Annotated in this window: 17 protein-coding genes; 11 read left to right on the forward strand and 6 right to left on the reverse strand. The window is 65.6% G+C overall.

What is annotated here, in order from left to right:
- Nucleotides 1–93: 93 nt before the first annotated feature.
- The 5 genes from P0Y59_24460 (at nt 94) to P0Y59_24480 (ending at nt 5,678) form a co-directional block, all read left to right on the forward strand.
- Nucleotides 94–1,614, forward strand: a complete 1,521-nt coding sequence (locus P0Y59_24460) for a fumarate hydratase (GenBank protein ID WEK00011.1) — start codon at nt 94–96, stop codon at nt 1,612–1,614.
- Nucleotides 1,614–2,048, forward strand: coding sequence for a DUF559 domain-containing protein (locus tag P0Y59_24465; protein ID WEK02674.1), 435 nt, complete (start codon nt 1,614–1,616; stop codon nt 2,046–2,048). The genes P0Y59_24460 and P0Y59_24465 overlap by 1 nt, the downstream gene beginning before the upstream one ends.
- A gap of 4 nt (nt 2,049–2,052) precedes the next feature.
- Nucleotides 2,053–2,973: a DMT family transporter gene (locus tag P0Y59_24470; protein ID WEK00012.1), complete on the forward strand. Its 921-nt coding sequence runs from the start codon at nt 2,053–2,055 to the stop codon at nt 2,971–2,973.
- A gap of 35 nt (nt 2,974–3,008) precedes the next feature.
- The gene (locus P0Y59_24475) at nt 3,009–4,376 is read left to right on the forward strand and encodes an MFS transporter (protein ID WEK00013.1); all 1,368 of its coding nucleotides are present in this window, start codon (nt 3,009–3,011) and stop codon (nt 4,374–4,376) included.
- Between the two features lie 156 nt (nt 4,377–4,532).
- On the forward strand, nt 4,533–5,678 hold the full coding sequence (locus tag P0Y59_24480; GenBank protein ID WEK02675.1) for an MBL fold metallo-hydrolase: 1,146 nt from the start codon (nt 4,533–4,535) through the stop codon (nt 5,676–5,678).
- 3 nt (nt 5,679–5,681) lie between these two features.
- On the opposite strand, the gene P0Y59_24485 is transcribed toward P0Y59_24480, so the two are convergent.
- Nucleotides 5,682–6,188, reverse strand: a complete 507-nt coding sequence (locus P0Y59_24485) for a hypothetical protein (GenBank protein ID WEK00014.1) — start codon at nt 6,186–6,188, stop codon at nt 5,682–5,684.
- Between the two features lie 150 nt (nt 6,189–6,338).
- On the opposite strand from P0Y59_24485, the gene P0Y59_24490 reads away from it, so the two are divergent.
- Nucleotides 6,339–6,794 carry a hypothetical protein gene (locus tag P0Y59_24490; protein WEK00015.1) on the forward strand — a complete coding sequence of 152 codons (456 nt, stop codon included), beginning with the start codon at nt 6,339–6,341 and terminating at the stop codon, nt 6,792–6,794.
- 37 nt (nt 6,795–6,831) lie between these two features.
- On the opposite strand, the gene P0Y59_24495 is transcribed toward P0Y59_24490, so the two are convergent.
- The gene (locus tag P0Y59_24495; protein ID WEK00016.1) at nt 6,832–7,227 is read right to left on the reverse strand and encodes a VOC family protein; all 396 of its coding nucleotides are present in this window, start codon (nt 7,225–7,227) and stop codon (nt 6,832–6,834) included.
- Between the two features lie 19 nt (nt 7,228–7,246).
- Entirely contained in the window at nt 7,247–7,801 is a 555-nt protein-coding gene (locus tag P0Y59_24500) for a DUF3617 domain-containing protein (GenBank protein ID WEK00017.1), read from the reverse strand.
- A gap of 367 nt (nt 7,802–8,168) precedes the next feature.
- Here P0Y59_24500 and uvrB point away from each other — a divergent pair, with 367 nt between their 5' ends.
- On the forward strand, nt 8,169–10,367 hold the full coding sequence (gene uvrB, locus P0Y59_24505; GenBank protein ID WEK00018.1) for an excinuclease ABC subunit UvrB: 2,199 nt from the start codon (nt 8,169–8,171) through the stop codon (nt 10,365–10,367).
- Nucleotides 10,368–10,380: 13 nt separating this feature from the next.
- On the opposite strand, the gene P0Y59_24510 is transcribed toward uvrB, so the two are convergent.
- From P0Y59_24510 to P0Y59_24520, 3 genes are all read right to left on the reverse strand, one after another.
- A complete protein-coding gene (locus tag P0Y59_24510) occupies nt 10,381–11,421 on the reverse strand; it encodes an MlaA family lipoprotein (protein ID WEK00019.1) in 1,041 nt (346 codons plus the stop codon).
- Between the two features lie 206 nt (nt 11,422–11,627).
- Complete coding sequence (locus P0Y59_24515; GenBank protein ID WEK00020.1) at nt 11,628–11,999, reverse strand: PRC-barrel domain-containing protein; 372 nt, start codon at nt 11,997–11,999, stop codon at nt 11,628–11,630.
- A 19-nt stretch (nt 12,000–12,018) separates the two neighbouring features.
- A complete protein-coding gene (locus P0Y59_24520) occupies nt 12,019–13,293 on the reverse strand; it encodes an MFS transporter (GenBank protein WEK00021.1) in 1,275 nt (424 codons plus the stop codon).
- 116 nt (nt 13,294–13,409) lie between these two features.
- Between P0Y59_24520 and P0Y59_24525 the strand changes: the two genes are divergently transcribed.
- From P0Y59_24525 to P0Y59_24540, 4 genes are all read left to right on the forward strand, one after another.
- Nucleotides 13,410–13,955 (forward strand): hypothetical protein, encoded by a 546-nt coding sequence (locus tag P0Y59_24525; GenBank protein ID WEK00022.1) that lies wholly within the window; start codon nt 13,410–13,412, stop codon nt 13,953–13,955.
- Between the two features lie 280 nt (nt 13,956–14,235).
- On the forward strand, nt 14,236–15,258 hold the full coding sequence (locus P0Y59_24530; protein ID WEK00023.1) for an efflux RND transporter periplasmic adaptor subunit: 1,023 nt from the start codon (nt 14,236–14,238) through the stop codon (nt 15,256–15,258).
- Nucleotides 15,255–18,389 carry an efflux RND transporter permease subunit gene (locus tag P0Y59_24535; GenBank protein WEK00024.1) on the forward strand — a complete coding sequence of 1,045 codons (3,135 nt, stop codon included), beginning with the start codon at nt 15,255–15,257 and terminating at the stop codon, nt 18,387–18,389. Before P0Y59_24530 ends, P0Y59_24535 begins: the two co-directional genes overlap by 4 nt.
- Nucleotides 18,390–18,471: 82 nt before the next feature.
- Nucleotides 18,472–18,621: a hypothetical protein gene (locus tag P0Y59_24540; GenBank protein WEK00025.1), complete on the forward strand. Its 150-nt coding sequence runs from the start codon at nt 18,472–18,474 to the stop codon at nt 18,619–18,621.

The raw sequence follows: 18,621 nt of genomic DNA on the forward strand, positions 1-18,621 counted from the left end.
GAAGGAAGGGTTGCGCCGCCCCTTGGCCGCGCGCCGCCACCGGCATAAGGCAGCCCCGATTCAATCTCCGACTCACTACCTCACGGAACCGACATGACCACCATCATCCGCGAAGCCGACCTGATCGAGAGCGTGGCCGACGCACTGCAGTTCATCAGCTATTACCATCCGATGGATTATATCCGCGCCCTGGGCGTCGCCTATGAGGCCGAGCGGAGCCCGGCGGCCAAGGACGCCATCGCGCAGATCCTGACCAACAGCCGCATGTGCGCCGAGGGCCATCGGCCGATCTGCCAGGATACCGGCATCGTCACCGTGTTCGTGAAATGGGGCCAGGATTGCCGGCTGGAGAGCGACCGTTCCTTGCAGGAAGTGATCGATGAGGGCGTGCGCCGCGCCTATCTTCATCCGGAGAACAAGCTGCGCGCCTCGATCCTGGCCGATCCGGCTTTCACTCGCCGCAACACGAAGGACAACACGCCGAGCGTGCTTCACGTCGAGATGGTGCCGGGGTCGAAAGTCTCGGTGGATGTCGCGGCGAAGGGCGGCGGGTCCGAGAACAAGTCCAAGTTCAAGATGATGAACCCGAGCGATTCGATCCTCGACTGGGTCCTTGAGATGATCCCGCAAATGGGCGCCGGCTGGTGCCCGCCGGGCATGCTCGGCATCGGGATCGGCGGAACGGCCGAGAAGGCGATGCTGCTCGCCAAGGAAAGCCTGATGGGCTCGATCGACATGGCGCAGCTCAAGCAGCGCGGTCCGCGCAACGATATCGAGACGCTGCGCATCCAGGTCTTCGACGCGGTCAACGCGCTCGGCATCGGCGCGCAGGGGCTTGGCGGTCTTTCGACCATCCTCGACGTGAAGATTTTCGACTGGCCGACTCATGCAGCATCCAAGCCGGTGGCGATGATCCCGAACTGCGCGGCGACCCGTCACGCGCATTTCACGCTTGATGGATCGGGTCCGGTCTATCTGGAAGCGCCGAAGCTGGACGAGTGGCCCGATGTCGACTGGAAGCCCGACCAGGCGGCGATCCGGGTCGATCTCGACACGCTCACGCCCGAGGTGGTGCAGAGTTGGAAGCATGGCGACCGGCTGCTGCTCAACGGCAAGATGCTCACCGGGCGCGATGCGGCGCACAAGCGGATCAAGGATATGCTCGACGCTGGCGAGGAGCTGCCAGTCGAGTTCAAGGGCCGCGTGATCTATTATGTCGGTCCGGTCGATCCGGTCGGGGAAGAGGTGGTGGGGCCAGCAGGCCCCACGACCGCGACGCGGATGGACAAGTTCACCCGCATGATGCTTGAACAGGGGCTGCTGGCGATGGTCGGCAAGGCAGAGCGCGGTCCCGCGGCGACCGAGGCGATCCGTGATCACAGATCGGCCTATATGATGGCGGTTGGCGGCGCGGCCTATCTCGTCGCGCGGGCGATCAAGGGATCGAAGGTCGTCGGGTTCGAGGATCTCGGCATGGAGGCGATCTACGAATTCGAGGTCAGCGATTTCCCGGTGACGGTGGCGGTCGACAGCGAGGGGCAGAATGTCCACCAGCTCGCACCGCTCGTCTGGCGCGAGAAGATCGCGCGGGAGAAGTTGCTGGAAGGCGTCTGATCCATGGCCCGGCGCATCGTCCTTACCTCGCCGCTTGCGCCCGACGCGATCGCCAGGAAGCTGAAGGATGTGCTGGGCGATCGGACCGCGAAACCCGTGAGGGGCGTGACAGGCGCAGGTTTCGGCGCCAGCATCCGGTCGGGCGCTTCGTGCTGGATTTCTATTGCCCGGCAGTTCAGCTTGTCATTGAGGTCGATGGTGAGGCGCATAGTCGAGGCGATCAGCCGGCGCGCGACGAGGCCCGGGACATATGGTGCGCCGAACGGGGTCTCCGTGTCCTGCGCATCCCCGCAACCTTGGTGATGAACGACCTGGACACCGTCGCTCGCGGGATCCTGGCGGTTTGCCACGAACAACTGTCGCGCCTTCCCCTCCACCATTCGCCGGAAGAGGCGAATGGTCCCCCTCCCCGTGCAAAGCATGGGGAGGAATAGAAACGTGATCACTTCTCCTATCTGGTTGCCCGCGACGATCGTCGCGGGCGCGGTGCAGGCGTGGCGCACGGCGGTGCAGAAACGCGTAAGCTACAGCATGTCTGTCAACGCCGCAGGCCTGGTGCGCTATCTCTATGGCCTGCCTTTCGCGATGCTGCTGGTTGCAGGCTATGAGGGGTTCTTCGCATCGGGCGGTTTCCCCGCGCTCGGCAGGTACTTTCTGCTGTTCTGCGCCGCGGGCGGGCTGGCGCAGATCGTCGCGACGAACCTGCTGATCATGGCTTTTTCCTATCGCAACTTCGTGGTCGGCACTGCCTATTCGAAGACCGAGGCGGTGCAGGGCGCGATCCTGTCCTTCCTGCTGCTCGGCGAGCGGCTGAGCCCGCTGAGCTGGGCCGGCATCGGCTGCGGTGTCCTTGGCGTGATGGTGCTGTCGACCGGCGGCAAGCGCATGGGGCCGATGGATTTCCTCCGCGCGCTGGGCCAGCCGGCCGCGCTTTGCGGAATCGCCTCCGGTTTCTTCTTCGCGCTGACCGCGATCGGAATCCGCCGGGCGACTCAGGAAGTGGGTACGCCCGATCCTATCCGGGCCGCGCTGATCGTGCTGGCGACGACGATATGCCTGCAGGTGGCGATGCAGGGCTGCTACCTGTTCCTGCGCGAGCGTGACCAGGTGCGCGCGGTGTTTGCCAACTGGCGGGTTGCTGGTCAGGTCGGGCTGCTCTCCTCGATCGGATCGGCCTGCTGGTTCACCGGCTTCGCCACGGCACCGGTGGCGCTCGTACGGATCGTCGGGCAGGTCGAGGTCGCTTTCACCTTCGCCTTCTCGCGTTTCTATCTCGGCGAGCGCATGATGCGCAGCGAGGGGCTTGGCCTGATCCTGGTGGTGACGGGGGTGATCCTCGCGCTGGCCGGAACGCGTTAGGGACGATGATCGCATGAGAGCCGGGAACTGACAGGATGGCAGGTGCTGGCCGCAAGACGGGGAGCACCGGCGCGCTGATCGCCACCGTGCTCGGATCGAGCGTCGCGATGATCGATGGATCAGTGGTCAATGTCGCGCTGCCGGCGATGGCACGGGGCCTGGGCGCCGACAGCACTGGCGTTCAGTGGATCGTCAACGGCTTCATGCTGCCCCTGTCGGCTTTGGTGCTGACCGGGGGGGCGCTGGCCGATAGGGTCGGGCGCAAGCTGACCTTCCTCTTGGGGCTGCTGGCATTCGCCGCCACCACGCTTGCCTGCATGGTTGCGCCGACGCTGGGGTGGCTGATCGCCGCGCGGATCGGCCAGGGTGTCGGGGCGGCGCTGCTAGTCCCGGCGAGCCTTGCCATCCTCGGCGCCGATTTCGAGGGCGCGGCACGGGCCAGGGCGATCGGCACCTGGGCGGCGGCGGGTGCGATCGGGGGCGCGATTGGCCCGGTGCTTGGCGGTTGGCTGGTCGATCATGTCGGCTGGCGTTCGATCTTCGCGCTGATCCTGCCCATCGCGGTGGCGGCGTTCGCCATGGGCTGGCGCTATGTGCCGGGCGGCCATGATGAGGACGCAAGCCCGCCCGACTGGTTCGGGGCCATGCTTGCGACCGTCGGGCTCGGCCTGCTTGTCTGGGGCCTGACGCTGATGACGGCGCACGAGCGTGGTATCGGCGCGGCGATGATCGGCGGCGGCACGATCGCGCTGGTCGCATTCGTGTCGCTTGAGGCGCGGCTGGGCGACAGGGCGATGGTACCGCTTGCCTTGTTCGGGACACGTACCTTCACTGGCCTGACCCTGCTGACCTTCCTGCTCTACGCCGCGCTGTCGGGCGCGCTGCTGCTGTTGCCCTATCTGCTGATCGCGCGCGGCTGGAGCGCGGCGGCGGCGGGCACGGCGGTACTGCCCCTGCCGCTGATCATGGGGCTCGGCTCGCGAAGCGTGGGGACTCTCGCGGCGAAGATCGGCGCCCGGCCGCTGCTCGCGATCGGGCCGATGGTGACGGGCGCCGGCTTCGCGCTGTTCGCGGCGATGCCGGGCGAGGGGATCGACTATGCGCGGCACGTATTGCCGGGCATGCTGCTGATCGGGATCGGCATGACGACAGCGGTGGCGCCGCTGACCACGACGGTGATGGCGGCGGTCGACCATCGGCACGCCGGCGCTGCTTCAGGCGTCAACAACGCGACCGCGCGGATCGGCGGGATGATCGCGGTGGCGCTGATGGGGCTGGTGCTGACCGGCGATGGGCGCGGGGTGTCGCTCGATGCTTTCCACGCCGCGGCGATCATGGCGGCGGCGATGGCGGTGGGCGCGGGGCTGTGCGGGTGGCTGCTGGTGCGGCTTGAGCGGGTCTAGCTTTTCCAGATTGCGGGTAGCCGTGGCCTGGGAGAGAAGCGGGGCGATCAACACGGCCGACAATCGCACCCCAACATGCTTGCGGGCTGGCAATGGTTATGGGACGGGCCGGAGATGGATTCGCTGAGAGGTTTGGCGCACACGGGTCGGTGGCTGATGACCGTGCTGCTGTTCGGAACGGTCTTCATCTGTCTGGCCTTCACCATCGTTCCCCATTTCCTCGACCGAATCTATTATCGCGGGCCTGTCTCAAGCCATTTCGACGGGCAGCGCTTCTTCAACCCGGACGGCGATGAGGATACGATCCGTGTGCCGGCGGGCGGTAGCCGGGCGGGGTTCTTCGCGCGCTATTTGACGGGCAGTGACGGCCGCCCGGCCTGGCCCGGGCATGTCGCCGTCCGCCACGCGGCGATCCCGGCGCGGGTTGCCGGCGAGGCGATGACCGTGACCTGGATCGGTCATGCGACGGTGTTGATCCAGACCCAGGGCCTCAACATCCTGACCGATCCGATCTGGGCCGAGCGTTCCGGGCCGCTGGGTATCGGACCGAAGCGGGTCGCTGAACCGGGTATCGCCTTCGATGACCTGCCCAAGATCGATCTCGTGCTGGTCAGCCACAATCACTACGACCATCTCGATCTGGCGACCCTGAAGCGCCTGTGGGATCGCGACCATCCCCGCATCATCACCGCGCTCGGCAATGACAGCGTCATCCGCCAGGCTGGCGTGCCCTCGATCGCGCACGACTGGGGCGGCAAGGTCGCGGTGAAGCCGGGTGTCGAGGTGTTTGTCACCCGCAACCACCATTGGGACAGCCGCTGGTTCACCGATCGCAATCGCGCGCTCTGGTCGAGCTTCGTCATCAGGCTGCCGGGTGGGAACGTCTTCTTCGCCGGCGATACTGGGCCGGGCGATCTGAAATGGCCGGACGAGGCGCGGGCGCTGGGTCCGATACGGCTGGCGCTGATCCCGATCGGGGCCTTTCGCTTCGAGGCCGGGCAGATGGCGTCGGGCAGCCATGTCGGGCCGATCGACGCGGTGGAGGTCTATCGCCGTCTCGGCGCATCGACTGGCATCGGAATTCACTGGGGCACGTTCCGTCTCTCGTACGAGGCCTATGATACGCCACCCAGGCTGCTCGCGGCGGCGGAGAAATGTGCCGGGCTACGCGGTTTCGATACGGTGGCGCTGGGCCAGCCGACAATGGTCCCGCCTTATGCGTCGCCCGGTGCCGAGGCGATGGTGACGCGCGCCGAGATGGTGCGCTGCCTCGATACGGCGGCGGTCAGGGCGCTGCGCTGATCGTCATTGGCCGCAGGCGGAGAGGCGTTTCCAGTCGATGACATAAGCGGTGTGCACTCGTACCGTCTGTCCATCCTGCAAGTGAGCATAGGCATTCAGTTCAAGCAGGGAGTGGATTCGGGCAGGGGCCTCGTCGCCGTTCACGGTGAAGGTCGCGCCGACTGAAACACCGGCCTTGGCTTGCGGCGCGCATCGCCCGCCGCCCGTGATTGCGTTTCCGTCGAGGTCGAGCGATTCGAACCGGCAATCGATCTTGCTCAGATTGGCGATGGTGGCATTGGCCTCTTCCATCGTTCTCAGCCTGGGTTCGACACAGCCCCTGTCCTCTCTCTTGTCAGGCGGCATGGCGAAGGGCACTTCTTCGCGAGTCACCGCGCGATCGTCGATCGTCAGGGCAACCAGCCTCACGCTCGATTCCCAATGGCCGCGCTCGGGGATGTTGTCGGGGTCGTCGGGCGGGGTGCAGCCGCCAAGCAGCGTGAGCGCAATCGCGGCGAGCCATGAGCGCATGACGTTTCCCCCTTCGCATCCGGCAGGATGGGCGCGAAGCATTGCATCAGGGTTAAACTGGCGCCGTTCCAGCCCGGATCGGCCCAAACGGATGGGCTTGGGTGCGGCGCGCGGCAGTGATATGGAGCCCGCACCGGGGGAGTAGGGACATTGGCCGAGCGGGTCGCGCTGCGCGGATATGACACGACATTGGATCGCGCCGGTCTCGCGCTCGGCGCTGGCGGGCTCGTGGGCGGCATTGTCGCCAGCCTCCTGGTCGCGATCGGCGGAGCGCCGTCGCTTTTGGGAATCGCGGTCGGCTTCGTCGTCGGCGCGGTGATCACTGCGATGACCGTTGTGGCGGTCGCCGGGCCATTGTGGCTGGTCGCGCATGCGTTGCAACGGCGCGGTCCGCGCACCGCGGCGCTGATCGGGGCGATCTCAGGCTTTGCCCTGTTCCTCGGTGGGCAGACCTATGGCTTCGGTCTCTTCGCGATGCCCCCGACCGATTCGCGCACGCTGATGTTCCGCTGGATCAGCGCCGTCGCGACGAGCGTGATCCTGGCCGGTCTTTCCGCCTTGATCGGGCTGGTGATGTGGCGCGTGGCGTATCGGCGGATCTATTGACCTTTCCCCTCCCGGCGGGCGGGAGGGGGAGGCTCAATCACGCCCCGCCCATCCGGAAGGCGCAGATCTTGTTTCCGTCGAGATCCCGAAAATAGGCGCCGTAAAAGGCCCGCGGGCCCTCGTCGCTGCGCAGTCCGGGTGCGCCTTCGTCCGATGCCCCAAGTTCCATCGCCCTGGCATGGAATGAATCGACCTTGGCGCGCTCGTCCATCGGGATCGCGATCATCGTTCCGTTGCCGACGCTCGCCTTGCCGCCGTCGAACGGGCTGGTGATGACGATCCCGGGCGATCCCATGCCGGTGCCGTAAAAGGTGAAGCCGCCATGCTCCGGAACCTCCATCAGCCGCTTTGCGCCGATCGTGCCGAGCAGCGCATCGTAAAAGGCCTGGGCCCGCGGCACATCATTGGTGCCGATCGTCACGTAACCGATCATCTGCTTTCTCCCTTGGTGCTTATTTCGGGCAGTCGCCGACTCGCTTGCCGGCCATCGTCATCCGCATCTTCATCTCGGCGGGCGCCGCCGTGCCGGGGCTGGGCAGCTTCATCGTCATGTCGATGATCATGTCGATCGCGGTGGGCTTCACCGTACCGTTCATCTTGCCGGTGGCTTCCATGCCGCCATTGCTGCAGATCGCGGTGCCGGCGATGCTGCCGGCGACGGTCTCGACCCGCTCGAAGCGGCAGCCGCCCTGGTCCTTCTGCACGGCCTTGCTGATATCCTCCTCGGCCTGCTCCTTGCTCATGCACTCGCGGCGTGTGGTGGCCGGCGACGATTTCCGCATCTGTTCGGCCAGGCCGGGCGGGCCGCCCTGCACGTCGAGAAGCTCGACCTTCGTGAGATATTCCCACTCGCCCGGAATGCGTGGGGGCACCTTCACGGCCACCGGCGCGGCGGGCGTGCTGGCGCTGGCCGTCGTGGCTATGGTGGCGGTGTTCCCGCCCGGCGCGGGCTGGCCGCACGCCGCGAGCGATACCGCGGCGCCGGCCAGCAGAATCTGGATTCGCATCGTCATTCCCCTCTTGGATCGTTCATGTCTTGTCACGGCCAGCACAGCCGACGCGCCGGCCGACCATATGTTTCTTCGTCGTCTCCGCATCCCGCCCGCGTACCCCCGGGGATCGAGACCGGTCGTATAGCTGCCGTTCGATGTCACCGTCATGGCACCGCCAGTGAAGGGACGGGTCATCACGCCGTTGATATGCCCGTCGCTCAGTTTGAAGCCTGTATAGTGGCACTTGCCCTTGCTCACCTGATCAGCAGGCTTCCTGTGACGGCACGGAACTTGTTCATCGCATTATGCTCCGATGCGGAAGTGACACGCGGCCGTTCCCGTTCGTTGCGGGCTGGCGTGTTCCTCCCCATATTCCGCGACTATGGCAATCCAGATTCGCACCAGCCTCGAGGAGCCCGAAACGGGCGCCAGCTTCGTCCCGCATCGCCCCGCGCGGCCGCCCAAGGCGGAGGGCGGCAAGAGCTTCAAGCTTGTCTCCGACTATACGCCGTCGGGGGATCAGCCGACGGCGATCGCGGAACTGGTCGAGCAGACCGAGGCGGGCGAGCGCGACCAGGTACTGCTCGGCGTGACCGGTTCGGGCAAGACCTTCACCATGGCCAAGGTGATCGAGGCGGTGCAGCGCCCGGCCTTGGTGCTGGCGCCGAACAAGATCCTCGCGGCGCAGCTCTATGGGGAATTCAAGAGCTTCTTCCCCGAGAACGCGGTCGAATATTTCGTCAGCTATTACGACTATTATCAGCCCGAGGCCTATGTGCCCCGGTCCGACACGTACATCGAGAAGGAAAGCTCGGTAAACGAGTCGATCGACCGGATGCGCCATTCGGCGACACGCGCGCTGCTTGAGCGGGACGATGTGATCATCGTCGCCTCGGTATCGTGCCTCTACGGCATCGGCTCGGTCGAGACCTATTCGGCGATGATCTTCGACCTGAAGAAGGGCCAGACGGTCGACCAGCGCGAGATCGTGCGCAAGTTGGTGTCGCTCCAGTACAAGCGCAACGACGCTGCGTTCCAGCGCGGCAATTTCCGGGTGAAGGGCGACACGCTCGAAATTTTCCCGTCGCATTATGAGGATACCGCATGGCGCGTGTCCTTCTTCGGCGACGATATCGAGGAGATCGTCGAGTTCGATCCGCTGACCGGCAAGAAGGTGGCCAGCCTCGACTATGTCCGCGTCTATGCGAACAGCCACTATGTCACGCCGGGGCCGACGCTGAAACAGGCGATGGAGGCGATCAAGCACGAGCTGGCCGAACGGCTGAAGGAGCTGGTGCCGGAGGGGAAATTGCTCGAGGCGCAGCGGCTCGAGCAGCGCACGAACTTCGATCTCGAGATGATCGCAGCGACCGGGTCCTGTGCCGGCATCGAGAATTACTCGCGCTTCCTCACGGGACGCATGCCGGGCGAGCCGCCGCCCACCCTGTTCGAATATCTGCCCGACAATGCCCTGCTGTTCATCGACGAAAGCCATGTCACGATCGGCCAGATCAACGGCATGTCGCGCGGCGACCACCGGCGCAAGCTGACGCTCGCCGAATATGGCTTCCGCCTGCCCTCGGCGATCGACAACCGACCGCTTCGCTTCAACGAATGGGAGGCGATGCGCCCCCAGACCACCTATGTCTCGGCGACGCCGGGCGGGTGGGAGATGGAGCAGACCGGCGGCGTCTTCGCCGAGCAGGTCATCCGCCCGACCGGGCTGATCGATCCGCCGATCGAGATCAAGCCGGTGGAGGAACAGGTGCAGGATCTGATCGTCGAGGCGAAGAAGACGGCGGAGGCCGGGTACCGCACCCTCGTGACGACGCTGACCAAGCGCATGGCGGAGGATTTGACCGAGTTCATGCACGAGGCGGGGATCAAGGTCCGCTACATGCATTCGGACGTCGAGACGCTTGAGCGCATCGAGCTGATCCGCGACCTGCGGCTCGGGGTGTACGACGTGCTGGTCGGCATCAACCTGCTGCGCGAGGGGCTCGATATTCCCGAATGCGGGCTGGTCGCGATCCTCGATGCCGACAAGGAAGGATTCCTGCGTTCCGAGACGTCGCTGATCCAGACCATCGGCCGGGCGGCGCGCAACGTCGACGGGCGGGTGATCCTCTATGCCGATCGCATCACGGGCTCGATGGAGCGCGCGATGAACGAGACGGCCCGGCGACGCGAGAAGCAGCTCGCCTATAATGCCGAGCATGGCATCACGCCGCAGACGATCCGCCGCAATATCGGCGATATCATCCAGGATGTGTCGAGCCGCGATCAGGTGACGGTCGAGATCGGCGACGATCGGCCGCACATGGTCGGCCACAATCTGCGCGCCTATATCGAGGAGCTCGAAAAGAAGATGCGCGCCGCCGCAGCCGACCTCGAATTCGAGGAGGCCGGCCGCCTGCGCGACGAGATCCGGTCGCTCGAGGCGGAAGAACTCGGGCTCCCGGCGGACGAGCATCGCGCGCCGGTGATGGGCCGCTCGAACGAAGGCAAGCCCGGCACCCGCAAGACCCGCTACGGCAAGAGCCAGAAGATGCGCATGGGAGGGAGCGGGCGCCGCTCCTGAGGCTCGACCCCGGCTATTCCCGGGGCGACGGGACAGTCTCAGTCGGGCTCGTGCTGGGAGCCGCGCTACCTTCGCTTCCGCGGTGCTCCGGCGCCGAGGTCCGCGGGGTTGGGCCCAGCGGATTGAGCGTTGGGTTGGTAAGCTCGGGCGCTGGAACGGCGCTCTTGTGGCGCTTGCCGCGCAGCCCGTCGATCTCGGCCTGGCGCCTCTGCAGATAAAAGGTGCGGGCGGCGGTATAGGGATCACCGCTGCTCTCGCGCAGTTCGTTGAGCTTCTCGTCGAACTCGGCGCGATAGTCGATCGCACTGATGACACCGCGTGGAACGCTGAAATAGAGCTTGTTGAACGGCGTTCCGAAAGACATCGGCAGGACCAGGCTGTCCACGCCGCCGCCCACGAGATCGCGTAAGGTGGTCGGTCCGATCAGCGGCAGGAACAGGAAAGGCCCGGGCTTCACCCCGTAATAGCCGAGGGTGTCGGCGAAGCCGTTCGGGCGGCGCGGCAGGTTGAAGGGGCGCTTCTTCGCGACATCGAACAGGCCGGCGCCGCCGATCGTGGAATTGACCGCGAAGCGGCCGAGTGTTTCCCCCGCCTTGCCGGGCTTTAACTGCACCAGGAAATTCAGGAAGACGACCGGCTCGCGCAGATTGCCGAGGAAATTGCGCAGGCCGCTGCGGATCGGTCCGGGGATGTTCTTCTTGTAGGCGAGCGCGACCGGGCCGACGAATGCCTTGTCGACTGACTGGGTGACCTCGAAGGACTGGGCGTTGACCGCGCTGAGAGGATCGCCCGGGGTCGAGCGCGGACGCGCCGTCACGATGATGTCGTTCTGGTCCACGGCGGAAGCGGGCACCATGGCGGCCGGTTCTGCCGGTGGCGGCTGAACGCCCGGAGTCGGTTCCGCCGCGACTGGCGGCACCGCCGGTTGAGCTACGTCTTGGCCGCTCGGGGCGGGAACGAGCTGGACCATGGCGGGTGTCGCCGGCTGGGTGTCACCCATGCCCGCCGATGCATTGGCCAGCAGCAACGCGGTGGTAAAAGCCGGAATACTCAAATGGTTGTCCTTTCTGCCGACCGCCCGGTTCTGCGCGATGGGGTGCTGGGCGCCCGCAATCGCATCGGCCTCACCTCTAGGACGTCACCAATTCCGGTTTCCTCAGATGACGGCATCGCATCAGTGTCATATTTCCACGCGGTCATGCCGAACCGGCTGTTCCGGCCGGCCCTGGCGCTCGTGGCCCAGCCTGTGGACAGGCCCGATCAGCCAAGCGACAGGTCCTCCAGCGCGGCGCCGTAATAGCTGGCCACGCGATTGGCATAGGCCTGGTCGAATAGCGGCGCATTGTTCGCCCAGCTCGGCCCGCCTTCGAGCACGCTGCGCTCGATCCGCACGATATAGATGTCGGCGGACGGATCATAGGCGAGCAGGCTGAAGGGCAGGGGATAGAAGGCCTTGCCCATGCCGAGGAACCCGCCGATCGTCAGCACGACATAGGCAGTCTGGCCGGTCCGCTTGTTGATCAGGAATTCCTGGACCGAGCCGACCTTCTCCCCCTCGCGGGTCTTCACCTTGATCGCATCGGCCTCGCTCGAATGGGCGAGCAGTTGAACGGGCGGCTGGTTCTTGGACATGGTCATTCCTCCAAATCGGTCAATCCTCGAGGATCAAACTCGTACGCTTCGTTTCCGGCAGCATGAGAAACGCGATTGTCGCGCAGGCGAGGATTGCGGTGACGTACCAGTAGAAGGCTGCCTCGACATTGGCGTTCTTGAACCAGAGCGCGACATATTCGGCCGTGCCGCCGAACGCGGCATTGCCGATCGCATAGGGAAAGGCGACGCCCAGCGCGCGGATATGCGCCGGGAACAGCTCGGCCTTCACCAGGGCGCTGATCGAGGTATAGGCTGACAGCAGCATCAGCGGCACCAGGATGATGGCGAAGGCGACCAGCGGATCGTGCGCCACCGCCAGCGCGCTGAACACGGGCACCGTGACGATCATGCCGCCGATGCCGAACAGCAGCAGCATCGGCCTGCGCCCGAACGTGTCGGCGAGCATGCCGAACACCGGCTGCGCGATCATGTAGACGATCAGCGCGGCGGTCATCACCTGGGTCGCGGTCTGGATCTCGAAGCCGCTTGTGTTGACCAGGAATTTCTGGAGATAGGTGGTGTAGGCGTAGAAGGTGCAGCTTCCGCCAGCGCTGATGATCATGACCAGCAGGAATTCGCGCGGATGCGCCTTCCACAAGGCGGCGAGGCTGGATTTGGGGCGGTCGGCTGGCTGGTTCTCGAACGAGGCGGTCTCGGCCAGCCGGCGGCGCAGGACATAGACGATCAGCGCCAGCGCCGCGCCGAATGCGAAGGCGAGGCGCCAGCCCCAGGACGACAGTTCCGTCTTGCTCAGCCAGGCCTGGAGCAGGAGCGTGACGGCGAGCGCGGTGAGCTGCCCGCCGATCAGCGTGACATATTGGAAGCTCGACCAGAAGCCGCGCCGGTCGCGCGTCGCCATTTCGGAAAGATAGGTCGCGCTCGCGCCATATTCCCCGCCGACCGACAGGCCCTGGATCATGCGGGCAAGCACCAGGATGATCGGCGCGGCGACGCCGATCACGGCATAGCCCGGCACCAGCGCGATCATCAGCGAGCCGAGGCACATCAGCCCGACCGAAAGCGCGAGGCCGGCCTTGCGGCCATGCGTGTCGGCATAGCGGCCCATCCAATAGGCGCCGATCGGGCGCATCACGAATCCGACGGCGAAGATCGCGCCGGTGCCCATCAGCTGCGCCGTCAGGTTGCCCTTGGGAAAGAAGGTCGCGGCGAAATAGAGCGACAGCGAGGAATAGGCGTACCAGTCATACCATTCGACCAGATTGCCAGCCGATCCGCCAACGATTGATTTCAGTCGCTTGGCATCGATCGCCATGTGCCGTCTCTCCCCACCCGTGTCCTTGCACGACCCGACTGTAACAAAGGCGAAATCTTGCCTGGGCGCAAGACGGGCGGTTGAGCCGCATGGCTGCTTCGCGCATAGAGATGGCGATGCGTCTGCTTCCGCTTCTCGCCGTGATGATCGCCCTGGCCAGTTGCGTCGGGCCGACCGCGCCGCCCAGGCCAGTACCGAGGCCGGTTCCGCCCCCCGTCCATACTCCGCCGCCGCCGGCTCCCAGGCCGACCGCGACGCCGGTCGGCAAGGACTGGCGCGACTGGCCGGTGACGCCCGGCGACTGGGTCTATCGGCAGGATGGTCGCGGCTCGATCGCGCTGTTCGGCGTGCCCGGCGCTGATGCAGTGCTGACGCTGCGCTGCGACCGGGCGGCGAACGCCCTCTATTTGTCGCGCCAGGGCTCCGCCGCCGCACCGGTGGCGATGACGATCCGCACCTCGACCCTGTTGCGCACGCTTTCAGCCGCGCCGACCGGCGGCACGCCGCCCTATGTGGCGGTGGCGATCCAGCCGCGCGATGGGCTGCTCGATGCGATTGGTTTCAGCCGCGGCCGCTTCGTGGTTGAACAGGCCGGTTCCGCGACGCTGGTCATACCCGCCTGGGCCGAGATCGAGCGCGTGACCGAGGATTGCCGGCGCTAGCGGCGGCCCGTTTCTTCTCGAAATCTCGCATCGCAGAACACAGGTCACGTACTGCCGCTGCCGGTCATTGGCGTCATGGGAACAAAATCCGTTCCAAACTCTTTTACGCCCGGCGCCACGGGCATCATCGGTTGCCCCGCGCGGGACATGACTGGCTATGACGTTGCCTCGGCGGTCATATTGGGCTTTCGGCGCGCTGGGCCTGGTTGTCGTTATCCTGATTGCATGGGCAATCCTTCACAAGAAACCTGCCGGCCCCCCGAAAGCTCATCCCGTTCCAGTGTCGGTTGCCGTCGCGACCGTACGAGACGTGCCGGTTTCCCTCACCGCGCTCGGTGCGGCGCAAGCCTGGAAGAGCGCGCTCGTCCGCACCCAGGTCAACGGCAAGCTGCTCAGCGCATCCTTTGTCGAGGGCACCGATGTCCAGGCCGGGCAGCTTCTGGCCCAGATCGATCCCGGGCCCTATCAGGCGGCGCTCCTCCAGGCCCGTGGCGCGCTTGAGCGTGACAAGGCCCTGCTGCGCGACGCCCGCCTCGATCTGGAGCGATATCGAACCCTGAAGAGCCAGGATTCGATCGCGCTCCAGCAGGTTTCGACTCAGGCCGCGCTGGTCCAGCAGGACGAAGGTCTCGTCCATATCGACGAAGGCGCGGTGGCCGCCGCGCAGATCAATCTCCGCTGGTGCCGTATCCTTTCCCCGATCACGGGCAGAACCGGCGTGCGGCTGGTCGATCCGGGCAATCTGGTCAGCACGAGCGACACGACCGGGATCGTCATCGTCAACCAGATCGAGCCGATTGCGGTGACCTTCACGGTTCCCCAGGGAGATTTCCAGCGCCTCTCGGATATTTCAGACGGGTTCCGCAAGCCGCTGACGACCGTGGCGCTCAGCCAGGAGACCAATGCGTCGCTGGGGTCGGGCGAGCTGAGCATCGCCGACAACAAGGTCGATCCCACGACCGGGACGGTGCAGCTCAAGGCGCGCTTCGCCAATGCGGGCCGGCGTCTCTGGCCCGGACAGTTCGTCAATGTCGTGCTGACGCTCCAGACGCTTGAGCAGAAGGTCACGATCCCGTCGGGCGCGGTCAATCAGGGTCCGAATGGCGCGTTCGCCTATGTCGTCGTGGGCGGCAAGGCCATGGCGCGGACGATCAGGGTCGGCTCGAACCAGGGTGGGAACGCCGTCATCGAGGCGGGCGTCAAGGCTGGCGAGACCGTCGTGATCGACGGACAGATGACGCTGACGCCCGGCTTGCCGGTCAGTATCCACCGGCCGGCGGCCGCGGGAAGGCCAGCTGTTTGAGTCTGTCCAGTCCCTTCATCCAGCGCCCGGTCGCGACATCGCTCGTCGCGATCGCGTTGCTGCTTGTCGGCATCATCGCTTATCTCGTCCTGCCCGTGGCGGCCCTGCCGCAGGTCGATTTCCCGACCCTGCAGGTCAGCGCCAGCCTGCCCGGCGCAAGCCCGGAGACCATGGCGTCGAACGTCGCCACGCCCCTCGAACGCCAGTTCTCGCTGATTCCCGGCGTCAGCCAGATGACATCGGTCAGCTCGCTGGGCACGACCAGCATCACGCTCCAGTTCGAGCTGTCGCGCAACATCGATGCCGCCGCCCAGGACGTGCAGTCGGCGATCAACGCGGCGAGCGGCCAGCTTCCCACCAATCTGCCCAGCGCACCCAGCTTCCGAAAGGTGAACCCGGCGGATGCGCCGGTCATGATCCTGTCGCTCAGCTCCGACACGATCGCGCTTCCGCAGATCAGCGACTATGCCGACAACATCCTGGCGCAGCAGATCTCGCGGATCGACGGCGTCGGCCTGGTCAATATCGGCGGGCAGCAGAAACCCGCCATGCGCATCCAGATCGATCCCCGTAAGGTCGCGGCGCTTGGGTTGCAGATCGATGGCGTCCGCGCCCAGATCGCGGCCGCCACCGCCAATGCGCCAAAGGGCGCGATCGTCGGCCCAAGCCAGAATCTGACGGTCTATGCCAACGACCAGATCCTCGACGCGGCGGTGTGGAGGCAACTGGTCGTCGGCTATCAGAATGGAGCACCGGTTCGCGTCAGGGATGTGGGCGATGCCGTCCAGAGCGTCGAGAACAACCAGATCGGCGCCTGGGCCTTCCCCGGCAAGGCGAATACCGATCCCGGGCTGAAGGCGGGGCAGAGCATCCTCCTGATCGTGTACAAGCAGCCGGGCGCCAACGTCATCGATACGGTGGATCGGATCACCCAGGCGCTGCCGGGCCTGCAGGCGGATATCCCGCCGGCGATCTCCATTCACATATTGTCTGATCGCACCCAGACCATCCGCGCCTCGGTCAGGGACGTGCAGACGACGCTTCTCATCAGCATCATCCTGGTGGTCGCGGTCATCTTCCTGTTCCTGCGCAACCTGCGCGCGACGCTGATCCCGAGCGCGGTCATCCCGCTCGCGCTGCTCGGCACGGCGGCGATCATGCTGGCGCTTGGCTTCAGCCTCGACAATTTGTCGCTGATGGCGCTGACCATCGCGGTGGGCTTCGTGGTCGACGACGCGATCGTCATGGTCGAAGTGATCTGGCAGCGGATCGAACGGGGTGAAACGCCCTTCGCCGCCGCCCTGGCCGGCGCGGGCGAGATCAGTTTCACCATCCTGACGATCTCGATCTCGCTGATCGCGGTGTTCACGCCGCTGATGTTCATGGGCGGCGTGGTGGGCCGGCTGATGCGCGAATTCGCGCTGACACTGAGCGCGGCGGTCGTCCTCTCGCTGCTGCTGTCGCTCAGCCTGACGCCGATGCTGTGCGGCCAGTTCCTCCGTCCCCCGTCGCCGCCCTCGAACCGTTTCACCAGGATGCTCGAACGGGGCTTCGAAAAGCTCGAGTCAGGCTATGCGCGGGCACTCGACATGGTCCTGCGCCATATGCCGATCATGCTCGTCATCTTCCTGACGACGATGGCGGCGACCATCCTGCTCTACGTCACGGTGCCAACCGGCTTCTTCCCCCAGCAGGATACCGGTTTCATCAATGGTGTCGTGGTCACGTCCCAGGATGCGTCCTTCGCGAAGATGACCCGGAAGCTGCACGACGTGGCGGCCGTCCTGCAACAGGATCGGGGGATCGCCGCCTTCGGCATGTTCATTGGCTCGTCGAGCGCCAACCAGGCGAATATCAGCATTGCCCTGAGGCCCAAGGACAGCGGCCGGACCGCGACGGTGGACGAGATCATCGGCCGGCTCCGCCCGAAGCTGGCCGATCTGGTCGGCGTGCAGACCTTTCTTCAGGCGGCGCAGGACATCAACGTCGGTGGCCGCGCCGGGCGGGCGCAATATCAATATACGCTTTCCGACGCCAATCTCGACGAACTGAACAGCTGGGCACCGCGGCTGCTAGCGGCCTTGCAGGGACTGCCCCAGCTTAAGGACGTAAGCTCCGATCAGCAGACCCAGGCGGGCGCCGTCGTCATGACCATCGATCGGGATGCCGCCGCCCGGTTCGGCATCTCCCCCACCGATATCGACACGGCGATCTACAATCTGATCGGGCAGCATCAGGTCGCCCAGTATTTCACCCAGCTCAACAGCTATCATATCGTCGTGGAAGGCCCGCCGGGTCTTCAGGCGACGCCCGACCTGTTCAACGCGGTGCGCCTCCTGTCGCCGATCACCGGGAAGACGGTTCCGCTGGCGCAGTTCGTGAAGATCGATCCGTCAGCCACCAGCAACCTGACGATCAGCCATCAGAGCCAGTTTCCGGCCGCCACCCTGTCGTTCAATCTGGCGCCGGGCGTGTCGCTGGGCGAGGCGACTCAGCTCGTTCAGGAGGCGCGGTCCAGGCTGGGGGCGCCCGTGGCGCTCACCGGTGCCTTTCAGGGAACCGCCCAGGCGTTCGAGCAATCCCTGTCTTCGGAGCCGTTGCTGATCCTCGGGGCGCTGCTGGCGGTCTATGTCATCCTGGGGGTGCTCTATGAGAGCTTCATCCATCCGCTCACCATTCTTTCGACGCTGCCGTCGGCGGGGCTTGGTGCCTTGCTGACGCTGCGGGCCGTCGGGCAGGATCTCAACGTGATCGGCATCATCGCCATCATTCTGCTCATCGGCATCGTCAAGAAGAACGGCATCATGATCGTCGATGTCGCGCTTCGCCTCGAACGCGAGCACGGGCTCCCGGCCGAGGAAGCCGCGCGGCAGGCGTCGCATCAGCGGTTGCGCCCGATCCTGATGACGACGGCCTGCGCCGCGCTCGGTGGCGTTCCGATGATCCTGATGCAGGGCACCGGATCGGAATTCCGGCAGCCGCTGGGCTGGGCTATCGTCGGCGGGCTGGTCGTTTCCCAGGCGCTCACGCTGTTCAGCACGCCGGTGGTCTATATCTACCTCGACCGGATGCGCCGTCGCCGCCGTCCGGAGCCGGATCTGGTTACCGACATCCCCGCCAGCCAGGGTTGAACGAAGCGGTTTGCGGGCCGGGATGCGGCTGGCCCGGGGATAAACCCTTCATCCCGCGCGTTTCTGCGGGAAGGAGAACATCATGATCCGCAAGCTCGCATCGGGCGAATATCGGCTTTATTCGCGCAAGGTCGATCCCGAAACCCACAAGCGCCGCAACCTCGGTACCTTCGGCAGCCGCGCCGCCGCCGAAAAGCACGAGCGCGAGGTCCAGTATTTCAAACGGCACTGA

This window comes from Candidatus Sphingomonas phytovorans (assembly GCA_029202385.1).
Taxonomy (GTDB): domain Bacteria; phylum Pseudomonadota; class Alphaproteobacteria; order Sphingomonadales; family Sphingomonadaceae; genus Sphingomonas; species Sphingomonas phytovorans.

Coding starts and splice junctions, on each gene's coding strand:
- P0Y59_24480 (WEK02675.1), top strand. CDS start 4,533: ATGACCGTGCTGCTGTTCGGAACGGTCTTCATCTGTCTGGCCTTCACC.
- P0Y59_24540 (WEK00025.1), top strand. CDS start 18,472: ATGATCCGCAAGCTCGCATCGGGCGAATATCGGCTTTATTCGCGCAAG.
- P0Y59_24485 (WEK00014.1), bottom strand. CDS start 6,188: ATGCGCTCATGGCTCGCCGCGATTGCGCTCACGCTGCTTGGCGGCTGC.
- P0Y59_24475 (WEK00013.1), top strand. CDS start 3,009: ATGGCAGGTGCTGGCCGCAAGACGGGGAGCACCGGCGCGCTGATCGCC.
- uvrB (WEK00018.1), top strand. CDS start 8,169: ATGGCAATCCAGATTCGCACCAGCCTCGAGGAGCCCGAAACGGGCGCC.
- P0Y59_24525 (WEK00022.1), top strand. CDS start 13,410: ATGCGTCTGCTTCCGCTTCTCGCCGTGATGATCGCCCTGGCCAGTTGC.
- P0Y59_24515 (WEK00020.1), bottom strand. CDS start 11,999: ATGTCCAAGAACCAGCCGCCCGTTCAACTGCTCGCCCATTCGAGCGAG.
- P0Y59_24500 (WEK00017.1), bottom strand. CDS start 7,801: ATGCGAATCCAGATTCTGCTGGCCGGCGCCGCGGTATCGCTCGCGGCG.
- P0Y59_24495 (WEK00016.1), bottom strand. CDS start 7,227: ATGATCGGTTACGTGACGATCGGCACCAATGATGTGCCGCGGGCCCAG.
- P0Y59_24460 (WEK00011.1), top strand. CDS start 94: ATGACCACCATCATCCGCGAAGCCGACCTGATCGAGAGCGTGGCCGAC.
- P0Y59_24520 (WEK00021.1), bottom strand. CDS start 13,293: ATGGCGATCGATGCCAAGCGACTGAAATCAATCGTTGGCGGATCGGCT.